Raw genomic sequence first — 18,465 nt, 5'->3', positions numbered from 1 at the left:
TTCAACCTATTTCTTTTCCTATTCTGTCTAACAGAAAATTTATTTGTAGCCAAGCTCTAGCCTTATAGCTCACTTAGTAAATATCCCAATTTACCATAATTTCCTTAACATATGTTATAATTAATTCGTAACATTAAGAAAATACCAAGTAAAGATTATTTATATTTTGGGGTGGTGAGATGAAATCAATACCAAATTACATATCCTTTAGTAGAATAATTTTTTCTTTTATTTTAATTTTTGTTAAACCATTAAGCGTAGCCTTTTATGCAATATATATTATTTGTGGATTCAGTGATATTATGGATGGTTTTATTGCTAGAAAAACAGGAACAGCAAGCAGACTCGGTGAACAGCTTGACTCTATAGCAGACTCAATAATGATAGGTGTATTATTGCTTGTGCTCTATCCAATCATAAATCCTACAATCAAAGTCATCATTTGGATTATTTTTATTGGTATTATCAGATTGTTATCGCCGATTATAGCCATGAGAAAATATAAAACCTTTGCAATGCTTCACACTTACGGAAATAAATTCACTGGCATAGTTTTGTTTATATTTCCAATATTGATTCCCTATATTCATATAACTGTGTTGATGTATATAACTTGTGCTGTGGCAAGCATATCAGCAATTGAGGAATTGGTTATTCAGTTAACATCAAGTGAATTGCAAATAAACAGACAAAGTATATTCTCAAAATGAGTATATTGTTTAAACGCATTCTTCTTAAACTATGTAGCAACAACAGTTTAAGGAATAATAATATATTATTATTGGGTTAAAGGGAGGTTAAAAATTATGAGAACTGAAAAAGAAAAAATGTTAGCAGGTGATCTTTATTATGATGGTGATGAGGAGTTAATTAAAGAAAGAGATTATGCCAGAAATTTAACTTTTGAGTTTAATCATACAAACCCAGCTGAAAAGGAGAAAAAGCAGAAAATTTTAAAGAAATTAATTGTGTCTAAAGGCTCCATTCGTATTGAAGCACCATTTAATTGTGATTATGGTTATAACATTGAAGTTGGCGAAAATTTTTTTGCTAATTATGGATGTACTATACTTGATGTAACTAAGGTTACTATTGGAGATAATGTGCTTTTAGCACCAAATGTGCAAATATATACAGCTTGTCACCCTATTGATCCTGCTGAAAGACTAACTGGGAAAGAATATGCTAAACCAATTGTTATAGGAAACAATGTTTGGATTGGTGGCGGAACAATAATATGCCCAGGAGTAAAAATTGGTGATAATGTAACTATAGGCGCAGGCAGTGTTGTAACCAAAGATATACCTAATAATGTAGTTGCTGTAGGTAACCCTTGCAAAGTTATTAGGAATATTTAATATTACGCTATTATAAATTTAGGACTACAGACTATAAACAATTTTTTAATAACATAATAGCACTCCAAAGAATTTAATAATATCAACTATTAAAAAGCTTTTTTATGTGTAATAATAAGATAAATATATTAACGATTTTGTAAAAATTATAATTATCACTAACTAAAGATTATATGTTATGGAGTTGATATGAAATGTGTACAAGCTTTGTAGATCGTAGAAATGATATAATTGTTGCCATGAATTTTGATAACAATTGTATGCCGTTTAATGTTAATATAAATGATCCAAAAAAATTTATGGTCCTTGTGGATATTGGTAAAGGAAAGCACCCTTCTTTTGGTGTTAATAGTGATGGTACATTTATCAATAGTTTGATGGTTGATTCAAATGGAAAGGGCTTATACAAAAGAGCCAGTAAAAAAGTTACCCATACCTCAAAATTGATAGATGATATTCTTGCCGGTATAATTCCATCTGATGAAATCAACAGATATTTGAAAAATATAGAAGTTGTGAACGTTCCTAATTTTAGTGTTCACAATATGATTGTTGATAAATATGGTAATGTTTGCATAGTTGAACCGGGACGTGGAGTAATTTACAGTCCTGCAAGTGAAACCCCATATTTTGTAATGTCAAATTTCTCGTTGTGGGATTTTAAAAATAATGGAGAATTGAACGGCAACGGTATAGACAGATATAAAACTGCAAAGGAGCTGTTAGATAAGTCTAATAATTTAGATGTGGATACAGCTTTTCAAATATTAGAAGCTTTAAAGCAAAATAGTGACCAGTGGAAAACATCCTTCTCTATGGTTTATTCACAAAAAGACAATGCTGTATATTATTGCGTAGATGGTGATTTTAAAAATATTTCGAAGCATTTGTTTACGTAGAAATTTTATATAATATGTAGTTTCTTTATACTCTTATTATTTAACATAGTAACTAAAAACCTTACTATAATACCGTATTATTCTAAAATACTCCCCTTTTTAGTAGAAGATTTTTATTATTTAATCTACATACTTTAAGGTGAGCATATCAATCATCTACGGCATTTCCCAAACAAGTTAAGACTTATACTACTAGCCGACATTGGCAGTAATTTATTTATAACGTAACTTAAAAATACAAAATTAAAATAGAGTCAGTACACTGAGGATTATTCCCAGTGCACTGGCTCTTTATTTTATACTATAAAATGCTTGCTTTTTTATAGCTCTTATACTACTCAACATTATAATTCATTTATACAATTTAAAGTTTGTTATTTCTATTAAACAATTGGGCATAAAGGAACTCTAACTAAAACAAGCTCATCTGTTCTATTGGTTTCAACGTTAAATACCAAAAATACATTTTGGCCAAATACAAATGCACAAATAAGATTTACTTCTCTTCCAGGTGCTGGAGTTGGAATTTCATCTGGACCTACTATTTCACAACGGCCAACTGATCTTATTAGTTCTGCTGCTTGAGCAGGTGTTATTCTTATTACAAGCACTTCTTCTATTTCTTCACCCGTTACTTCTACTTCTACTTCAACAAGTAACACAAAAACGTTAGGAGCTAATTCAGCAACACATGTTGCTCCAATTGTAACAGGATCATCTTGACATCTTCTATCATTATCAGTTATATTTTGATATTCTGATGCACTCATTACATTCACCGTCCAGTTTTATATTAGAGATAGGAGGCATGTCCCTATCCCTAATATAGAGTATTCTATATTTTAAAAAATGTTACTACTTCTTATACATTAGCGTCATAATTTAATTTTAAAGGTATACATTGAAAAATATAGTTCTTTAAGTATTATATAACCTTTCAAATTAAAATAGCATTTATTTGTTGTAAGCCATTTACTTTAACTCCATATTTCACAAAGGATATATTACTTCAGCAGGGATAAAATATTAATGAATTGAAAATATGTACTCATAGGAGGTAATACTTATGATGGGTTTATTTGACAATATTTTAGGCAATGACAATGACCATGATAATAAGAAAAGTAAAGATGAAGGAAGACTTACACTTCATAAGGAAGAACTTGATATAAATAAAAGCAAAGTTCAAAAGGGTGAAGTTGAACTAAGTAAGGAAATTGTTGAAGAGCAAAAAACAGTTGATGTTCCCGTTACTCATGAAGAAGTTGTTATTGAAAGAAGATCAATAGATAACGAAGCTAGTGATGAACCTATTGGTGATGAAGAAACCATACGTATTCCAGTCAGTGAAGAACAAGTCAACGTGGATAAACACACAGTGGTAACTGGAGAGGTATCTGCTCATAAACGTGAAGTCCAGGAAACAAGGCGAGTGGATGAAAACATAAAAAGAGAAGAAGCTCGCATAAACACAAATGGTGATGCAGATATAGTGGATAACAATACAGATAATGGCTTCCATTAAGGAATTTATAAAATAAATAAAAAAACACCTCTCAAATTATATGTTAGATTTAAGAGGTGTTTTTTAGGAGGATAGAGCATGTTAAACAAAGATGTACCTAATATAGAAAATATTCAATATTTAACAGGTGCTGCTATTGGAGGAATAATTGGTTTTATAATTGCTATTTTATATAAGTTCTCTATTTTAACTATACCCGGGCTTGTAACTATATTTACAATTACATCAATTGAACCAAACATAGTTGGAACTATATTAGGCATTATTATAGGTGTAGTTATAGGTAGGCTAATGGCTCAGAGTAAGACATATAAGAACGATATTGAAACAATTTCAAAGAAGATTCCTCATAATTCAGATAGTGATATGAAGATGCAACTTCGCGAAGAACAGATGAAAATATCTAAAAACAAAAAACAAACTGGTAAGGTATCCATTCACAAAGAAGTTTTAACAGAAGAAAAAAATATTACTGTACCTATAAAACGTGAGGAACTTGTTATTGAAAAGACTGTTTTTGATTCACAATTTCATAATAAATCAGATGCTCATACTGAAACTATTCGAATACCTATCAGTGAAGAACGTATCGACATACACAAGCAACCAGTAACTTTAGAAGATGTTTCAGTTAGTAACCATCAATATAAAGAGGTAAAGCATTTAACTAAAACATTAAAAAAAGAAATACCTCACATTAGTATTAATGGGGATGCAAAAATTGTGGATAAAAAAATCCCTAAAAAATATCGAAGTTAGAACTATAGGATAATTAATAGCTTTAAACACTTTCTGATTATGATTATAAAAACTTACATGTTTTTCTTTACTAATATGCTATAATTAATTCACAATAGTTAAATATAGCATATTATATTTGTATATTCATATGAAAAAACATTGTGAAAAATAGCACTCCCCACAAGTATTCCTATCCCCTTACATATAACTATTGTATGTACCCAAGTCCTCTCCCCTGCATTCCATCCACTGTAACCATCTTATCACTTTGAATTCTTGATATTATGATATGTATACTTTATAATATAGAGGACAAAGGGGTGATTACATTGAATAAAGATAAATTATTAAAAAAATCAAAACCAGAAACTCTCTGTAAGGATGAAAGGGATACATTACTTAATAGCCGCGCATCGAGTGTAGCTGGTATCTGCAGCATGATATTATTAATTGTACATATTGTATATAATTGGTTCACAGGAGCGCCAAAAGATTCGTTAATAGGAATATTATTTATCTATATGGGAATCTATTATTTCTTGAATACTAGCAAAGAACAAAAAATTCTCAGGATTATTTCCATTTTCATGATTATTGCAGGATTCATTTTCTTTATAGATCCATTAGTTAAAAGAATTTTCTTATGAATGATGACTTAGTATTAATAAATAAACTGCAAGAGTGAACAATTCTTATAAACACCACATTATTCAAGTTCAGTTTGAATTTTGTGGTATTTTTACGCCATATTCAAAAAATTTCATAAAAAAACAAGTATTATCCCTCAACACTCCTTTCTATTCTATTAACTATTGCATTGCTTTCTCTCAAGTTATAACTTGAGTATAAAATTCATAATAAAAATACTCTTGAAAAATCTATATATTCCTGCTGATTTCTTATATTATTAAATTTTTTAAAAATAAAAAGTCTTAGCTAAATTAATAACTAAGACTTTTACTACTTCATATTCTAAGGAAACTCCTTCTCGTTACCTCGAAGGAATAAATCCTTTTACACTCTTTTTTATGTTATCTTATATTTTATAACCTGTTTTATCAAAATTCCTTGCAAGAATTACATCTTATACTAAGATTTTATGTTGGAAATAATACCCATAATTTTATTATAATCGTACTTTGTATTCTGAACTCTTTCTGTGATTTTTTTGGGTATATCAACCTCCAGAGCATCTGTATAAACTTCTACTTTAGTAATTATGCCATCAATTACAAGAAGGTATATATCAATTTCTCCCCAAGGAAATTTTTCAGTAATCTCCAAATTAAATTCTGGAGAAGATCCATAGTTCCACTGCCAACTTTTATAAGTTTCCATAAGTTTGTATGCCTCTACCATACTATCAGATATAGAATCTTCTGATACATAATTTATAGTAGATATAGATACTTTTTTACCTGAGGATGAAAATATTTTAATCAAATTTTTTTTTAAACTTTCAATTGAAATTTCACTATTTAAAGAATTAATATTAACAACTCTGGACTTTACAGAATCAATGCCTTTAGACTGCATTTTTTTTTGTGAAACAGTTAATATTCTGCTCATTTTTTCCAAGTCAACATCAACTAATAATGTACCATGTTGGCATAGTGTATCATTTTCCAAATAAAATGCGGTTCCAGAGATTTTATAACCATCAGCTAAAATATCATTTTTTCCACTATAATAAGCATTTATTCCACTAAGCTCTAATGCCTTGATAATCTTATTAATATTATTTTTTATTTTTTCTGTGCAGTAATCTGAGATAAAACTAAAGTTTAAATTTCCCAAGTCATGATAAACTGCACCACCACCAGACAAACGCCTTACTAATTGTCCTTGTTGTGATTTTAATTCCTCAAGATTGCATTCCTTCCATGGATTCTGATTTCTGCCAATAACTACTGTGTTCTGATTCTGCCATAGGAAAAGCACCTCATCCTTAGAACTATGTTGCTTAGCAATATATTCTTCTAAAGCTAAATTGAAAAATGGATTATAACTATTTGAAATATAAATTTTATGCAAAATGAATCATCTCCCCAGTTATACCCAATATAGCCTCATTTACGGCTTCTGCTGTAGTGGGATGAGCAAAAACAGTATGGCTTAATGTCCTATAATCAATTTTTTGCTGAATTAAATTAGTAAAATTTGAGATTAAATCAGTTGCACCAGGGCCTATTACAGCAGCACCTAAAATTTTGTAATCCTTATCATCAAATAGGATCTTTACAAACCCTTTTGTATCTCCCTGACTTAATGCCTTTCCATTAGCGGAAAATGGGAATTTACTTATTTGATAAGGAATACCTAACTGTTTTGCTTCTTTCTCACAAAGTCCAACTACACCAAGCTCTGGAGATACAAATACTGCGCTTGGAATAGCAGAATAGTCCATACTGCTATCCTTTCCCATACAATTTTCAACTGCAATTATGCCTTGATGGCTAGCTACATGTGCAAGGGGAATTCTATTTGTCACATCACCAATTGCATATACAGATGTATTGGAAGTAGCCATATGCTCATCTACTTTTATACCATTTTTTCTTTCATTTAATTCTACCCCCAAAGCATCTAAATCAATAGAATTTAAATTGGCATTTCTACCTACTGACATTAACACAGTTTCTCCTACAAGAAAATGAGTTTCCCCATTTTGAGAAAAAGTAGTAATTGCTTCTTTGTCTTCTGACAAAGAAATTGCTTCTACTTTGGCTTTGGTGTAAAGGGAAATACCACGCTGAATGCATTCATCAGTAACAACCTCAATAATATCTTCATCAAAATTAGATAAGATATTGTCTGTATACTCTACTACTGTTACTTTTGAGCCAAATGAATTTAAAATGAATGCAAATTCCATACCTATAACTCCACCACCAATAATTGTAATGGATTTCGGAATTTTACTAAGATTTAAAATATCTTCACTGGTCATAACAACCGGCAAGGAAGCTCCTGGTATATTCAATCTAGCTGGAGATGAACCCGTCGCTATAATAATATTTTTAGCTTGTATGGAAGCATCAAGCCTATTGTTCTTTATATGAATAATATCTTTTGAAACCTTTGCTTCACCTTCTATTAGCTGAATATTCCAGTGTTCTAAAAGATATTTAATACCATCACTCAAGTTGGATACAACTTCGTTTTTTCGTTTTACAATCTGCTTTATGTCTAAAGTCATTTGTCCAGCATTAATACCAAATAGTTCACTCTTTTGCATTTCATCATAAAGGTGTGCACTTTTTACAAAGCTTTTAGTAGGAATACAGCCATGATTTAAACAAGTCCCTCCAATTTTGTCCTTTTCTATTAGCACTACACTAGCCCCTAATTGTGCGGCACGAATTGCAGCAACATATCCACCTGGGCCTCCTCCAATGATAGCAATGTCACAAGATATATCTTTTTTCTTTGGCTTTGCTAGACCAAAACTATATGTTGAATTTCCATTATTGAATTTTCTATCAGCCTTTTGACCATCAATTTCAGCAATACTCTCACCAATTTTGATTTGTTGACCTTCCTCAATCATAACATTTAATATTGTACCGTTATATTGAGATTTTACGATGAAATTCCCTTTAGCAGATTCCGCATTAAACAATCCATCGCCCTCTTTGATATTTTGACCTACCTTTATTAAAATCTTGCCCACCTTAGCAGTTCTAGTTTCACCGGATAGTTTTTCTAAGATAATTTTTTCCATTTAATATTCCTCCTAAAAAAAAGAGGCTTTTAGCCTCCCATCTTTTGGCATATTTATTATGCAAAATCATTCTCGAATTCATTTATACTATCTTTTAGTAGTGTAACGGAGTATGCCATTGAAGGACCTCCTCCAAATGCAACAGATACCATAGCTGCTTCCAAGATTTCATCTTTTGTAGCCCCAGCTTCAAAAGCTTTGTAGGTATGATATACGATACAATACTCGCACCTATTATAGCATGCAATCCCTACACTAATTAATTCCTTTGTCTTAATATCTAAAGCCTTTGGTTCGTATGTAGAACCCAGCAAATTCATAAAAGAATCTACTACTTGACCATTAGTTTCACCAAGAGTCCCTAACCCATTAACAAAATCATTTAACATTTCCCTAACATTCTTTGCCATTTTACTACCCCCATATAATTTTATTCAATTAATTTTTATTGAAAATTAATTGCTTAGCTAATTATTAGTATAGCAACTATTTTAATTTTGTCAATGAGAATTCAAAACAATAAATTATTTTTTTATATTATTTAACATCTTATCTATAACTTTGTTAAATATATCCAACTCTTCTGTAGTTATTCCATCCAATAATAAGTTGCTAAATTTTTCCCCCTCTGGTAATAATGTTTTTATTTTTAGCTGTCCCTCTGCAGTAAGTTCAAGAAATTTAATACGCTTATCTTCTGAATTCTCAATGCGTTTTATCAGTCCATCTCTTTCCATACGATCTATCAATCTAGCAAGAGAGGAACCCTGAACCTTCATTAGGGTAGCTAATTCCTTTTGACTTATTGGTTGATCAGCATTATATAAAAAATATAATGCAATCCATTGTATTCTAGTACACCCATACCTCTCCAATCTTTTATTAAAGTCATCTGAAACTGCTTTTATTGCTGTATTGGTTACAAAGCCTATACATTCTAATAAATTAAAATCCATAATACACCTCTTTTACTTGTATTTTTACCATTAATAACTTAAACATGATACAATATGACGTTACTAACGTTTATATTGTATCAGTTTATGTAAAATATTCAACGGGTTTAATATAAGAACAATACAGGATATTTATGCTTCTTCTATAATCACAATTACCATCTACTTCACCATAAACTTTAATAATCTCTGTTATTAATATCTTACTTTGAATTTCTAATTTTAATTTAATTGAACATATTCTTTTTTTCCTACTACAATAATTAATAGCTTTAGACACTTTCTCATTATGATTGTAAAAACTTACATGTTTTTCTTTAGTAATATGCTATAATTAATTCACAATAGTTAAATATAACATATTATATTTGTATATTCATATGAAAAAAATATTGTCAAAAAACATTAAGGATGTGATTTCTTTGGAAGAAGATTTAATAACGTATGAGGCTTTAGAATGGCTTATAAATAATAACAATCCATCAGCATTAGCCAGTGATAGATTTGGAGAAACTATAAATGCTATAAAGTTTGTAGAAAAACTATATGAACTTGGTGCTGTAAAGGTAAGTGTAGTTGGTATATGGGATGAACAAGAGCGAATTGAGAAAGAAGGAGGTTCATATGCTTCTACTCTACTTGTACAACTACCAAATGATACTAAAAAACGAGAAAGAATTTTAGATGTCTACAATAAAGAAATAGAAGAAAGTAGCCTTAATGATGGTGAAGAATTTGAGGGATGGAATGAAAATATATTGGCATTTTGGTGGGATTAATTCAGATTGTTCTTTTATGGTATTGCTGCGACTTTGTTAAATATTATAAATCATAGAAAAAACAAGTTGGACATGTAGGAATCTTATTTATCTATATGGGAATCTATTATTTCTTGACTACCAGTAAAGAACAAAAATTTCTGAGGATTACTTCCATTTTCATCATTATTGCAGGATTCATTTACTTTATAAAAAGAATTTTCTTATGAGCGATGACTTAGTATCAATAACTAAACTGAAAAAACCAACAATTCTTATAAACACCCCTTTCTATTCTATTGCTTCCCTCAAGTTTTATTTCCTATAATATCATTCATGATTCTTTAACAATTCAATAATATATTTTGGGAGAATTTCTACATTACATATATGTCTATGAATATATACTAATGGTGTGGTATAATTTTCATATTAATTTCTCAGGAAACCTTAAATACAATAAAATGAAGCTAAAAAGTACTTTAGGATGAAATAAACAAATCATATTAGATCAGAGAGGAGTTAAGTAATGAATTTATTTACAACAAACTATGAAACATTAAAAGAAAACGAAAAAAAGCGGATGTATTATAACTTTTCACAGAATGCTCAAAAAAGTTTTAGTAGATATTCCGATAAAACACAAATATTAGCACAACTTCTTTTTATTAACAGAGCATTCAATTCATATAATGAAGCAATGTTAAAGGTCGGAAAGAACATGCCCCTTCTCATACATGATGCATTAAATATGTTATGGGATTACTTAGAAGAGAAATGTGACAGCCGTGATTTTCAGGCATTTTGCAATGGGATTGATGCTGTTACTTTATTTCTCAATACCGGAGAAGAGATAGAAACACAGGAAAATCTAAATTTCTGGGAAAAATATTCAGATGAGTGGGAATGGGACATTAGTAATTCAATAATATTACTTAATTCTTTTGGTGCATTATTTTTTCAAATATATGAACAAAGTATAGATTGGTATTCAATAGGTGAGGATTGTCTTTTAGGAGAGATTAATGAAATTGTTGGAGACTATTTTGAAAATCTTTATACTAATCCTACAGATGGATATAAATATCATGAGTTAGAACTAAGAATAACTCAAATTTGTGAAAGTGCTACTTTTACAAAGATTATAGCATGTATCATAAAAGACATGAAAGAAGCAATAAACTATGAAGGAAAAGGTATTAAAGAAATTGCAAGATTAAGAGAGGAATACAAAAAGCAATTTTTGTTTTCATCAATAGAATGTGAAAAATTAGCTGAGTATTTTAGATAGTAATATCCTCACTATCTAGGATGGAGCACAGAATGAAAGAGGTTTAGATTATGTCACGGAATGAAATTTTAGATAAATTGATTTTAGAAAAACTAATTGCCCCTAATGTAGCAGATGCTTTGAAAAACAATCCTAATTTTCATGATTTGTTGATATACTTCAGCAGTATAGATAAGGCATATTGTTTGGTTAATGGTTTTTCTTATGAAATAAAACTAGATGGAAATCCAACTGTTTCGGATCGTTATAAGATGACGGACGATTTATTTTTTAAACATGCAGAGAATTTTTCAAAACTTGTTAGTAAAGCAATATATGGTATTGACTACTTTTATCCCAAACAGGAAGTGTTAATGAAGATTCCTGAGCTTCTATCAAAGTATCTTTCTCCTATGAAATGGATAGAAAGTAATACTGCCTTGTTATCAGATATTGAACTAGGCAGTGTATTGATTTCAATTGGTGAAATGTTACTTCAAGAAATAAAACAGAAGAATACACAGTATATTATACAGGAGAAAAGTGCCCTATCAAAAGTTGAAAATTTATCAGATGATAGTTCTTGGGCAGAAGTTGCTGAAAAAACTCTTAAAGTATGCAGAGGTTTTGTACAAGGAGAAAGTATTACATCTGAAGAACTTTATCCTCTTTTATGTAGTGATGATAATTCAGATATTGTGGATCTTACATTGGACATAAAAGATCCTCATATCCTTGTGATTATAGGCCATATAATTAATATAACATCATACATACTCACACTGGCTTTTTATAAGGAAGATGGTAAAGGGTGTCCTCTTCCTGAAATACTTGATGAGTTTCAGGGAAAAGATATGTCAGAAATATTTATAACATATTTGCTTGATATGATACAGGATAAATTGATTAATAAAGAGAAAATATTGGCTTACTTAAAATACCCCATTTAGAATTCATATAGATTGCAAAAAATTCAAGACACTTATATTTATGGACAATATTTTTATTTAACACACTAACTGAAAGGAAAATATATATAATGATTAATATAGAAATTTTAAATAATATTAATAAGGAAGATATGAATAACATATTAGACGTATGGGAATCATCGGTAAGAGCAACACATACTTTTTTAAATGAAGATGATATAGTATCAATAAAACCTCAAGTCAAAGAAGGTGCTTATGCTGTTAACAAACTTGTTTGCGTAAGAGATGATTAAGGAAATCCATTTCCTATACTTCATATGAAATTATTGTAAAGTTAAAGCTCAATTTTATAGAAGACCTTTAAGTAATATTATTATACTGTTCATCAAATAAAAAGGCAATAAAGCCTTTTTATTTTGCCCCTAGTGCCACGTTTGCTGGTATTTCTTTATGTTTTCATATATATCAATTTTGTATTATTACATTTACTTTTCAGTACATCCCCCCAAGAACTCTGTTTATCTAAAATATGAATTTTGTGAAATGATACCCATATTATCCGTATTAATTAGTGATAGAGTAAAACGAAGGGAGTTAAAAATGAAAATTAATGATGAAAACTTTTTATTAGAACTTAAGAAAAAAAATCCTGCAGCCTTAGAATACATAATTAATACTTACTGCAATTTAGTTTTTAAAATCGTAATAAATGTACTTGGAAATGATAATTATGAAAATGCAAAGGAATGTATTAACGATGTATATCTGTTAATCTGGAATAAAAACCACTTATATAATCCCCAGAAATCCTCATTTAAAAATTGGCTTTTGGCTGTAAGTAAATATAAGGCTATAGATTATAAAAGAAGCTTAACTAAACAGGACAACCTTCAAATAGAAGAACAAGTGTTAATCTCTAAAACTGATGTTGAAAATGAGTATATATTGAAGGAGAAGAAAGAAGAATTAATAAATCTTTTACAATATGAGCATGAATTGGACAGAGAACTGTTTATACGAAAATACATCTTAGATGAAACTATGGACAGTCTATGCAAAAAATTTAATTTATCAAAAGGAGCTATTTACAACAGATTATGGCGTACTAAAAACTCACTTATAAGAAAATTAAATATTTCAGCTGAAGTGGAGGTATGGAAATGAATTCAAATTTAAATGAAGATGATATTTTAATACTTTTAAATGATGTTAATATAGAGGAAAATGAATTTAGCAATGTAGAACTTAATGAAATTGAAAAGAAAAAAATCTGTAAAAATATTATTAGTAAAGTAAAGCCTAAAAAATCTAAAAGTAAAAGAAGTTTTATTGCAGCAGCAGTTATCCTTTTGATAAGTATTCCTATACTTATATCCCAAAAAAATGTTTTAGCTAATATAATAGAAAAACTTACTGTCATATCTGGCATTGGAGAAGTAAAAGTTTCTTCAGATAAACCAAAAATTCTTAAAAATAGTATTAAACAAGATAACATAACTTTAGCTAATATGTATGTAGACAACAGTAAAATTATAGTTACTTTAACTATTGAACCAGAAGAACTTAAATCATCCTATTACACTATTAAAGACGACCATGACAATTCTTATGAACTTCATAGAAGTGATAATCTTGCCTTGCTGCCAGATAATAACATAGGTTCATACAGAGCAGAATACTATGGTAAAGTAAAAAAAGCTAATAGTTATACTTTAAGTATTGTAGATAATGATAAAAAATTTACTAAAGCAACTTTTAAACTAAAAAATTCTGATTTTAAAGAAGCTCCTGAAGCAAAAATCTTATATACCGCAACTAATGGAATAACTACATTAAACGTGACTTCATTAAAAAGAGAGGGAAATATTTTAAAAGTAGATTATTATTTTACAGATACCTTACCAGATTTTAAATTTAAAAGAATAGATAAAGTTAATTATAGAACTTTTGAAGAAAGCAGAGAATGGAGATTCAAAGAACCAATTGATACAAAATTAATAAATAATAATTCTATAGAAGATTCTTACATTATAATTTCTGATGAATATAATAATGCAGTATGTGGACATAGCAATACTAATTATTTAGATCAAGAAAATGAATCTTTATTTGATTTAAGTAAGCTTACTGGTAAAAAGTTAAAATTAACTGTTCCAAATGTAATTTATCACGTTCAGAATAATCCCATGGATAAAAATAATGATTTTAAGTTGAAATTAGATCTTCCTAAATCAGGTAAAAGCATTTTAAACAAAACAGGTGAGTATAAGGGAATTAAATATAAAATTATTAGTATTGAGCGTTTATCAGATAACAGCATAGAACTAATTTATGATTATGATAACAGCAATGCAAAATTGGAAACTTGGGACATTTTCTTTTATGGCATTAATATGGGGGAAAATAGTAGTAATATTATTAGAGCATATAATAATAATATTAAACATACTCTTAAGTTAGATAACGTAATAGGCGACAAATTACTATTAAACGATATTATGATATCTTTTTCTTCAGTTGGTCCTTTTGAAATAGACCTGGACCCATCAACAATTAAATAATTTTTTATTTTATCACTAACTAATTATGAGCATATCAAAAATATTCTTTTTCAAACATATTCTCGACATGCTCATAGTTAGTTATTTTTTGTAATGAATATATGAAAGCTTTTGTTTATTTTAATACTTTAAAAATACTTATCATAGAAATCTATTTATAAAAAAACTTTCATCCCCTCTTCTTTGGTGTTTTAAAATTATTATGTTTTTATATAGCTATAAAAATATATAGAGAGTATGGTATAATTTTGGTATTAATTAAATCATGATTGTAATCTACCATGAAACAACTAAATGCTTCTTACATAGCTAAATCAATACTATTGTTAGATAAAATAATTAACAGGGAGAACAGAATAGCTATGAAGAATTTAATAAAAAAAATAATAAACAATAAAGAGTATAAGGAAATCCTGATATTTGTATTTATACTATATATTTTTCGAATTAACTATATAAAAAGAGCGTTATTTCAAACTAAAAGTAGATTAACACTAAGTCAATATGGTTTATTGTTTTTAACTATGTTAGGGGCAACTGTACTTATGGGAACTTTATTATTTATTGCAATCAAGGCTTGCAATATGTTTTATACAAGAAAGAATGTACCTGAAGTAAAAGGAAAAGAATGGTCATTTGGATTTGGAGAATTAAAATATTTTTTAGTGAATAAAAAAAACTGCAAAATATGTGGTACAGAAATGAAAAAAATTACAAGTGAAGAGCCTAAAGGTATGAAAAGAGATATAAGTATGGATGGGTATGTGTCAGACGTAGAGATGTATGAAGTTAAAATTTCTTATTATTGTCCAAATTGCAACAAAAAATATTCTTTAGAAGAACTAACAAGTAAAACAGAATAACTATAAAGAACTTAATAAAAAATATGATGTTATCCCTGATGATAACTCAATAATGAAAATATTTTAGGGAGGTATTTAAAAAATATGAATTTTTATTTTAAAAAAACATTCCAACTTCTGATTACGGTTTTTATTATTTTAAGATTTTCTACTGTATATGCTGCTAGCGAATTAATTGATTCTAAAATTAATAGCGATTGGACATTACAGTATGATGTAACTAATCTTAAATCCCTTACTATCAATGGAGGTACTGTTGATTTAAATGGTCATACAATGATAATTAATGATAAACTAGACTTACAATTAGGTAAATTAAAGATCAACAATGGAAACTTAATTATTAAAGGTGACTTAAATATGTTAAATAATTATTCTGAAATAACTATAAATAATGGATCCATAACAGTAGAAAAAAACCTAAATTTAAATGGTGGTCATTTAGATTTAGATACTGGTAAAATCTCTATTTATGGAGATTTGCTCGAATCCGGTAAAGGTTTCGATGAATTTCCAATGTTTTTAGTTAATAACGGAAAAGCTTATATTCATGGAAACTATTACATAAATGGTTATGCTTTTTTCAAGATGGAAAAAAAGGATGGTTACATACTTGTTGAAAAAGATTTTGTAATTAATAGTAACCGTTCAGGTTATTCTGATAGTGGCCCTACATCCGATGAAAATCATCATTTAAAAGCTGGTACACTTGAAATCAAAGGTAATTTCCTACAGAAAAAGCAAGAATACAATATAATTAATTTTTCTCCTGTTTTAGATCATAAAGTAATATTATCTGGAGAATCAACTCAAACCATTACTTTTGAATCAGAGCACTACTCAAAATTTAATATACTTCAAGTAAACAAGCCTATATATTCTGGATATAATTTTACAAATGTCCATTGGAATGAACTAATAGAAGCTGTAGACTCAGATGCTGATAAAGATAATAATTCAGATCCCAACTGGAAAATATGGGAAACTAAAAACAATGTATCTAAAAATAAAACTTGGGAAGTAGAGTTTACTAATTCAATTGATATAAGTACAATCAAAGAAAAAAATATTTATGTAACTGATTCTAAAGGAACTATTATACCAATGTTTTATTATTGTACCCAATCTAATGGAAATATAATTTCAATTATACCGATAAAAGAATATACTTCAGGTGAAACTTATACTTTATGGATTAAAAATATCAAATCAAGTGATGGTACAATACTGAAAAAGTACATAAAAATGAATTTCTCTATTGAGTGAAAGGAATTTATACAATGAAAATTGAATTTACAAAAGCAACAATTGATGATGTTGATAAATTAATTGATGTACAAAATCAAAGCTTCTATGCTGATTTTGTCAAATATGGAGAATGTCCTGGATATAATCATTCTAAAGAAAGTATGACTAATATTATCTTAAACAAAATAACATATAAAATAATTTATAATAATCAAATAATAGGTGACATTATTATTAGAGATAATAATGATAACACCTACTTTCTTGGAGGTATTTGTGTGATACCAGATTATGAAAACATGGGAATTGGACAAGAAACTATTAAGTTTATAGAAAGTCAATTCCCTAATGCAACTGTTTGGACTTTAGAAACACCTGCAGATAAGAAGCGAAATCATTATTTCTATAAAAAAATGGGCTATACTATCGTAAAACAATATATGGTTGGTTCTGTGAAAATAGTATTATTTAAAAAAGAGATGAGCTTAACAAAATAAGTATAATTTTAGTACATGTATAATTCACAATAGTAATTAAGTACTGAGTAACCAATCTAGATAATATGCTTGGTTTTTAATATAAATACCATATGATTTTAAAGCTTTACACTATTTATTATTTAGTTCAAATTATAATTTGCAGAAGCTATATCCGAGTTTTATACCATATCCTATTATAACAGCACCACAAATGATATTAATAACCCTAAGTACTTTTTCATTAAATTTTTGTTTAAAGGTTGATACAATAGCGGCAACACTGATAAACCAGAAAAATGATGCTAAGCAGACTCCAATAATAAACGGCGTGGAAGCATCCTGTGGTAGTGATGCTCTAAATCCTCCAAGTAATAACGACCCATCAATAATAGCTTGAGGATTAATCCATGTGATCATAAAGCAAGTTATTATGACTTCTATTAGTGATTTATTTACATCCATTTGTTTTTCTGAATCTGGTGTGTCTCTCATAAGCTGAATTCCGATATACACTACTGCTATACAACCAATAAGTAATGTAGCTGCTCTTATCACTTTAAATTTTTCCATTAAAGCCCCCATTCCTAAAAAACATGCTAGTGCTAAGGAAATATCAAAGAAAATTGTAATGAATGCAACTTGATAAGCCTTTAACTTATTTTGGCTAACTGCCGTATTTATCACATAAATATTTTGCATACCTATAGGTGCAACATAAGCTAGTCCCAACAGGAACCCTTGAACACAGTATTTTAACATGTCCTTTTCCTCCTTATCATTCCGTCTAATACAATTATATATATCTAAAGCACTAAAATCTCCAACCAAATGGAATAAATTTATCCCAAATAAATATCCACCAGCTTAGCTGGTGGTTTTTCTTAAGCCCTATAAGGGCACTTTACCAGCATTGTGCCTTAAGGCACGTATAAAAATCTCGCCAGCCGCAATTTAACTGTTACCTGCCACCCTTAAAAGGGTCAACATATTCTTTAATACTTATTTGGTCAGCGATCATGTCTTCATTTTGTTGATTTTTTATATATTCTTCTATTGCATTCTTATTTTTTCCTACTGTATCCACATAGAAGCCTCTACACCAAAAATGTCTATTTCCATACTTATACTTTAAATTTGCAAATTTCTCAAAT

21 protein-coding genes and 1 pseudogene are annotated in these 18,465 nt (G+C 28.8%); 15 read left to right on the top strand and 7 right to left on the bottom strand.

What is annotated here, in order from left to right; translation table 11 throughout:
• The first annotated feature begins 179 nt into the window (after positions 1–179).
• The 3 genes from T514_RS0100115 to T514_RS0100105 all read left to right on the top strand — a co-directional run bounded on the left by T514_RS0100115 (position 180) and on the right by T514_RS0100105 (position 2,257).
• The gene (locus T514_RS0100115) at positions 180–710 is read left to right on the top strand and encodes a CDP-alcohol phosphatidyltransferase family protein (RefSeq protein ID WP_027622911.1); all 531 of its coding nucleotides are present in this window, start codon (positions 180–182) and stop codon (positions 708–710) included.
• 96 nt (positions 711–806) lie between these two features.
• Positions 807–1,358, top strand: coding sequence for a sugar O-acetyltransferase (locus tag T514_RS0100110; protein ID WP_034867780.1), 552 nt, complete (start codon positions 807–809; stop codon positions 1,356–1,358).
• Between the two features lie 194 nt (positions 1,359–1,552).
• A complete protein-coding gene (locus tag T514_RS0100105) occupies positions 1,553–2,257 on the top strand; it encodes a hypothetical protein (RefSeq protein WP_027622909.1) in 705 nt (234 codons plus the stop codon).
• 383 nt (positions 2,258–2,640) lie between these two features.
• Here the strand turns inward: T514_RS0100105 and T514_RS0100100 are convergent, their stop codons facing one another.
• A complete protein-coding gene (locus tag T514_RS0100100) occupies positions 2,641–3,027 on the bottom strand; it encodes a hypothetical protein (protein WP_027622908.1) in 387 nt (128 codons plus the stop codon).
• Positions 3,028–3,323: 296 nt separating this feature from the next.
• Between T514_RS0100100 and T514_RS0100095 the strand changes: the two genes are divergently transcribed.
• The 3 genes from T514_RS0100095 to T514_RS0100085 all read left to right on the top strand — a co-directional run bounded on the left by T514_RS0100095 (position 3,324) and on the right by T514_RS0100085 (position 5,170).
• Positions 3,324–3,782, top strand: coding sequence for a YsnF/AvaK domain-containing protein (locus T514_RS0100095; protein WP_027622907.1), 459 nt, complete (start codon positions 3,324–3,326; stop codon positions 3,780–3,782).
• Positions 3,783–3,860: 78 nt separating this feature from the next.
• On the top strand, positions 3,861–4,541 hold the full coding sequence (locus tag T514_RS0100090; protein ID WP_027622906.1) for a YsnF/AvaK domain-containing protein: 681 nt from the start codon (positions 3,861–3,863) through the stop codon (positions 4,539–4,541).
• A 311-nt stretch (positions 4,542–4,852) separates the two neighbouring features.
• Entirely contained in the window at positions 4,853–5,170 is a 318-nt protein-coding gene (locus T514_RS0100085; protein ID WP_027622905.1) for a DUF6442 family protein, read from the top strand.
• Between the two features lie 442 nt (positions 5,171–5,612).
• Here the strand turns inward: T514_RS0100085 and lplA are convergent, their stop codons facing one another.
• The 4 genes from lplA to T514_RS0100065 form a co-directional block, all read right to left on the bottom strand.
• Positions 5,613–6,557 carry a lipoate--protein ligase gene (gene lplA, locus T514_RS23520; RefSeq protein WP_169735785.1) on the bottom strand — a complete coding sequence of 315 codons (945 nt, stop codon included), beginning with the start codon at positions 6,555–6,557 and terminating at the stop codon, positions 5,613–5,615.
• Entirely contained in the window at positions 6,550–8,247 is a 1,698-nt protein-coding gene (gene lpdA, locus T514_RS0100075) for a dihydrolipoyl dehydrogenase (protein WP_027622904.1), read from the bottom strand. Before lpdA ends, lplA begins: the two co-directional genes overlap by 8 nt.
• Before the next feature lie 56 nt (positions 8,248–8,303).
• Positions 8,304–8,657, bottom strand: coding sequence for a carboxymuconolactone decarboxylase family protein (locus T514_RS0100070; RefSeq protein ID WP_027622903.1), 354 nt, complete (start codon positions 8,655–8,657; stop codon positions 8,304–8,306).
• A gap of 114 nt (positions 8,658–8,771) precedes the next feature.
• Entirely contained in the window at positions 8,772–9,203 is a 432-nt protein-coding gene (locus tag T514_RS0100065; protein WP_034867775.1) for a MarR family winged helix-turn-helix transcriptional regulator, read from the bottom strand.
• Positions 9,204–9,583: 380 nt separating this feature from the next.
• Here T514_RS0100065 and T514_RS23515 point away from each other — a divergent pair, with 380 nt between their 5' ends.
• The 9 genes and pseudogenes from T514_RS23515 to T514_RS0100015 all read left to right on the top strand — a co-directional run bounded on the left by T514_RS23515 (position 9,584) and on the right by T514_RS0100015 (position 17,332).
• Positions 9,584–9,982, top strand: a complete 399-nt coding sequence (locus tag T514_RS23515; protein ID WP_156939762.1) for a hypothetical protein — start codon at positions 9,584–9,586, stop codon at positions 9,980–9,982.
• 508 nt (positions 9,983–10,490) lie between these two features.
• Positions 10,491–11,252 (top strand): hypothetical protein, encoded by a 762-nt coding sequence (locus tag T514_RS0100055; protein ID WP_027622901.1) that lies wholly within the window; start codon positions 10,491–10,493, stop codon positions 11,250–11,252.
• A gap of 50 nt (positions 11,253–11,302) precedes the next feature.
• Positions 11,303–12,181, top strand: a complete 879-nt coding sequence (locus T514_RS0100050; RefSeq protein WP_027622900.1) for an Imm6 family immunity protein — start codon at positions 11,303–11,305, stop codon at positions 12,179–12,181.
• Between the two features lie 89 nt (positions 12,182–12,270).
• Positions 12,271–12,453, top strand: a pseudogene (locus tag T514_RS23510) (GNAT family N-acetyltransferase); the annotation flags it as partial.
• Between the two features lie 310 nt (positions 12,454–12,763).
• Entirely contained in the window at positions 12,764–13,327 is a 564-nt protein-coding gene (locus T514_RS0100040; RefSeq protein ID WP_027622899.1) for a sigma-70 family RNA polymerase sigma factor, read from the top strand.
• Positions 13,324–14,724, top strand: a complete 1,401-nt coding sequence (locus T514_RS0100035) for a hypothetical protein (RefSeq protein ID WP_027622898.1) — start codon at positions 13,324–13,326, stop codon at positions 14,722–14,724. The genes T514_RS0100040 and T514_RS0100035 overlap by 4 nt, the downstream gene beginning before the upstream one ends.
• A 281-nt stretch (positions 14,725–15,005) precedes the next feature.
• A complete protein-coding gene (locus T514_RS27235; protein WP_242850534.1) occupies positions 15,006–15,587 on the top strand; it encodes a hypothetical protein in 582 nt (193 codons plus the stop codon).
• Between the two features lie 84 nt (positions 15,588–15,671).
• Entirely contained in the window at positions 15,672–16,853 is a 1,182-nt protein-coding gene (locus tag T514_RS0100020) for an Ig-like domain-containing domain (RefSeq protein ID WP_027622896.1), read from the top strand.
• Positions 16,854–16,867: 14 nt separating this feature from the next.
• Entirely contained in the window at positions 16,868–17,332 is a 465-nt protein-coding gene (locus T514_RS0100015; protein WP_027622895.1) for a GNAT family N-acetyltransferase, read from the top strand.
• A 132-nt stretch (positions 17,333–17,464) separates the two neighbouring features.
• Here the strand turns inward: T514_RS0100015 and T514_RS0100010 are convergent, their stop codons facing one another.
• Together T514_RS0100010 and T514_RS0100005 are read right to left on the bottom strand one after the other, a co-directional pair.
• Positions 17,465–18,073: a LysE/ArgO family amino acid transporter gene (locus tag T514_RS0100010; RefSeq protein ID WP_027622894.1), complete on the bottom strand. Its 609-nt coding sequence runs from the start codon at positions 18,071–18,073 to the stop codon at positions 17,465–17,467.
• 199 nt (positions 18,074–18,272) lie between these two features.
• On the bottom strand, positions 18,273–18,465 hold a 193-nt coding region (locus tag T514_RS0100005), incomplete at its 5' end, for an IS200/IS605 family transposase (RefSeq protein ID WP_027622893.1).

The organism is Clostridium lundense DSM 17049 (genome assembly GCF_000619945.1).
GTDB classification, from domain to species: Bacteria; Bacillota; Clostridia; order Clostridiales; family Clostridiaceae; genus Clostridium_AO; species Clostridium_AO lundense.
The sequence above is the reverse complement of the archived record's forward strand: the minus strand, read 5'-3'. Positions and strand labels throughout refer to the sequence as shown.

Excerpts from the sequence above, each read along its gene's own strand:
- T514_RS0100115 (WP_027622911.1), top strand. The coding sequence starts at position 180 with ATGAAATCAATACCAAATTACATATCCTTTAGTAGAATAATTTTTTCT.
- T514_RS0100110 (WP_034867780.1), top strand. The coding sequence starts at position 807 with ATGAGAACTGAAAAAGAAAAAATGTTAGCAGGTGATCTTTATTATGAT.
- T514_RS0100105 (WP_027622909.1), top strand. The coding sequence starts at position 1,553 with ATGTGTACAAGCTTTGTAGATCGTAGAAATGATATAATTGTTGCCATG.
- T514_RS0100100 (WP_027622908.1), bottom strand. The coding sequence starts at position 3,027 with ATGAGTGCATCAGAATATCAAAATATAACTGATAATGATAGAAGATGT.
- T514_RS0100095 (WP_027622907.1), top strand. The coding sequence starts at position 3,324 with ATGATGGGTTTATTTGACAATATTTTAGGCAATGACAATGACCATGAT.
- T514_RS0100090 (WP_027622906.1), top strand. The coding sequence starts at position 3,861 with ATGTTAAACAAAGATGTACCTAATATAGAAAATATTCAATATTTAACA.
- lpdA (WP_027622904.1), bottom strand. The coding sequence starts at position 8,247 with ATGGAAAAAATTATCTTAGAAAAACTATCCGGTGAAACTAGAACTGCT.
- T514_RS0100070 (WP_027622903.1), bottom strand. The coding sequence starts at position 8,657 with ATGGCAAAGAATGTTAGGGAAATGTTAAATGATTTTGTTAATGGGTTA.
- T514_RS0100065 (WP_034867775.1), bottom strand. The coding sequence starts at position 9,203 with ATGGATTTTAATTTATTAGAATGTATAGGCTTTGTAACCAATACAGCA.
- T514_RS23515 (WP_156939762.1), top strand. The coding sequence starts at position 9,584 with ATGAAAAAAATATTGTCAAAAAACATTAAGGATGTGATTTCTTTGGAA.
- T514_RS0100055 (WP_027622901.1), top strand. The coding sequence starts at position 10,491 with ATGAATTTATTTACAACAAACTATGAAACATTAAAAGAAAACGAAAAA.
- T514_RS0100050 (WP_027622900.1), top strand. The coding sequence starts at position 11,303 with ATGTCACGGAATGAAATTTTAGATAAATTGATTTTAGAAAAACTAATT.
- T514_RS0100040 (WP_027622899.1), top strand. The coding sequence starts at position 12,764 with ATGAAAATTAATGATGAAAACTTTTTATTAGAACTTAAGAAAAAAAAT.
- T514_RS0100035 (WP_027622898.1), top strand. The coding sequence starts at position 13,324 with ATGAATTCAAATTTAAATGAAGATGATATTTTAATACTTTTAAATGAT.
- T514_RS27235 (WP_242850534.1), top strand. The coding sequence starts at position 15,006 with ATGAAACAACTAAATGCTTCTTACATAGCTAAATCAATACTATTGTTA.
- T514_RS0100020 (WP_027622896.1), top strand. The coding sequence starts at position 15,672 with ATGAATTTTTATTTTAAAAAAACATTCCAACTTCTGATTACGGTTTTT.
- T514_RS0100015 (WP_027622895.1), top strand. The coding sequence starts at position 16,868 with ATGAAAATTGAATTTACAAAAGCAACAATTGATGATGTTGATAAATTA.
- T514_RS0100010 (WP_027622894.1), bottom strand. The coding sequence starts at position 18,073 with ATGTTAAAATACTGTGTTCAAGGGTTCCTGTTGGGACTAGCTTATGTT.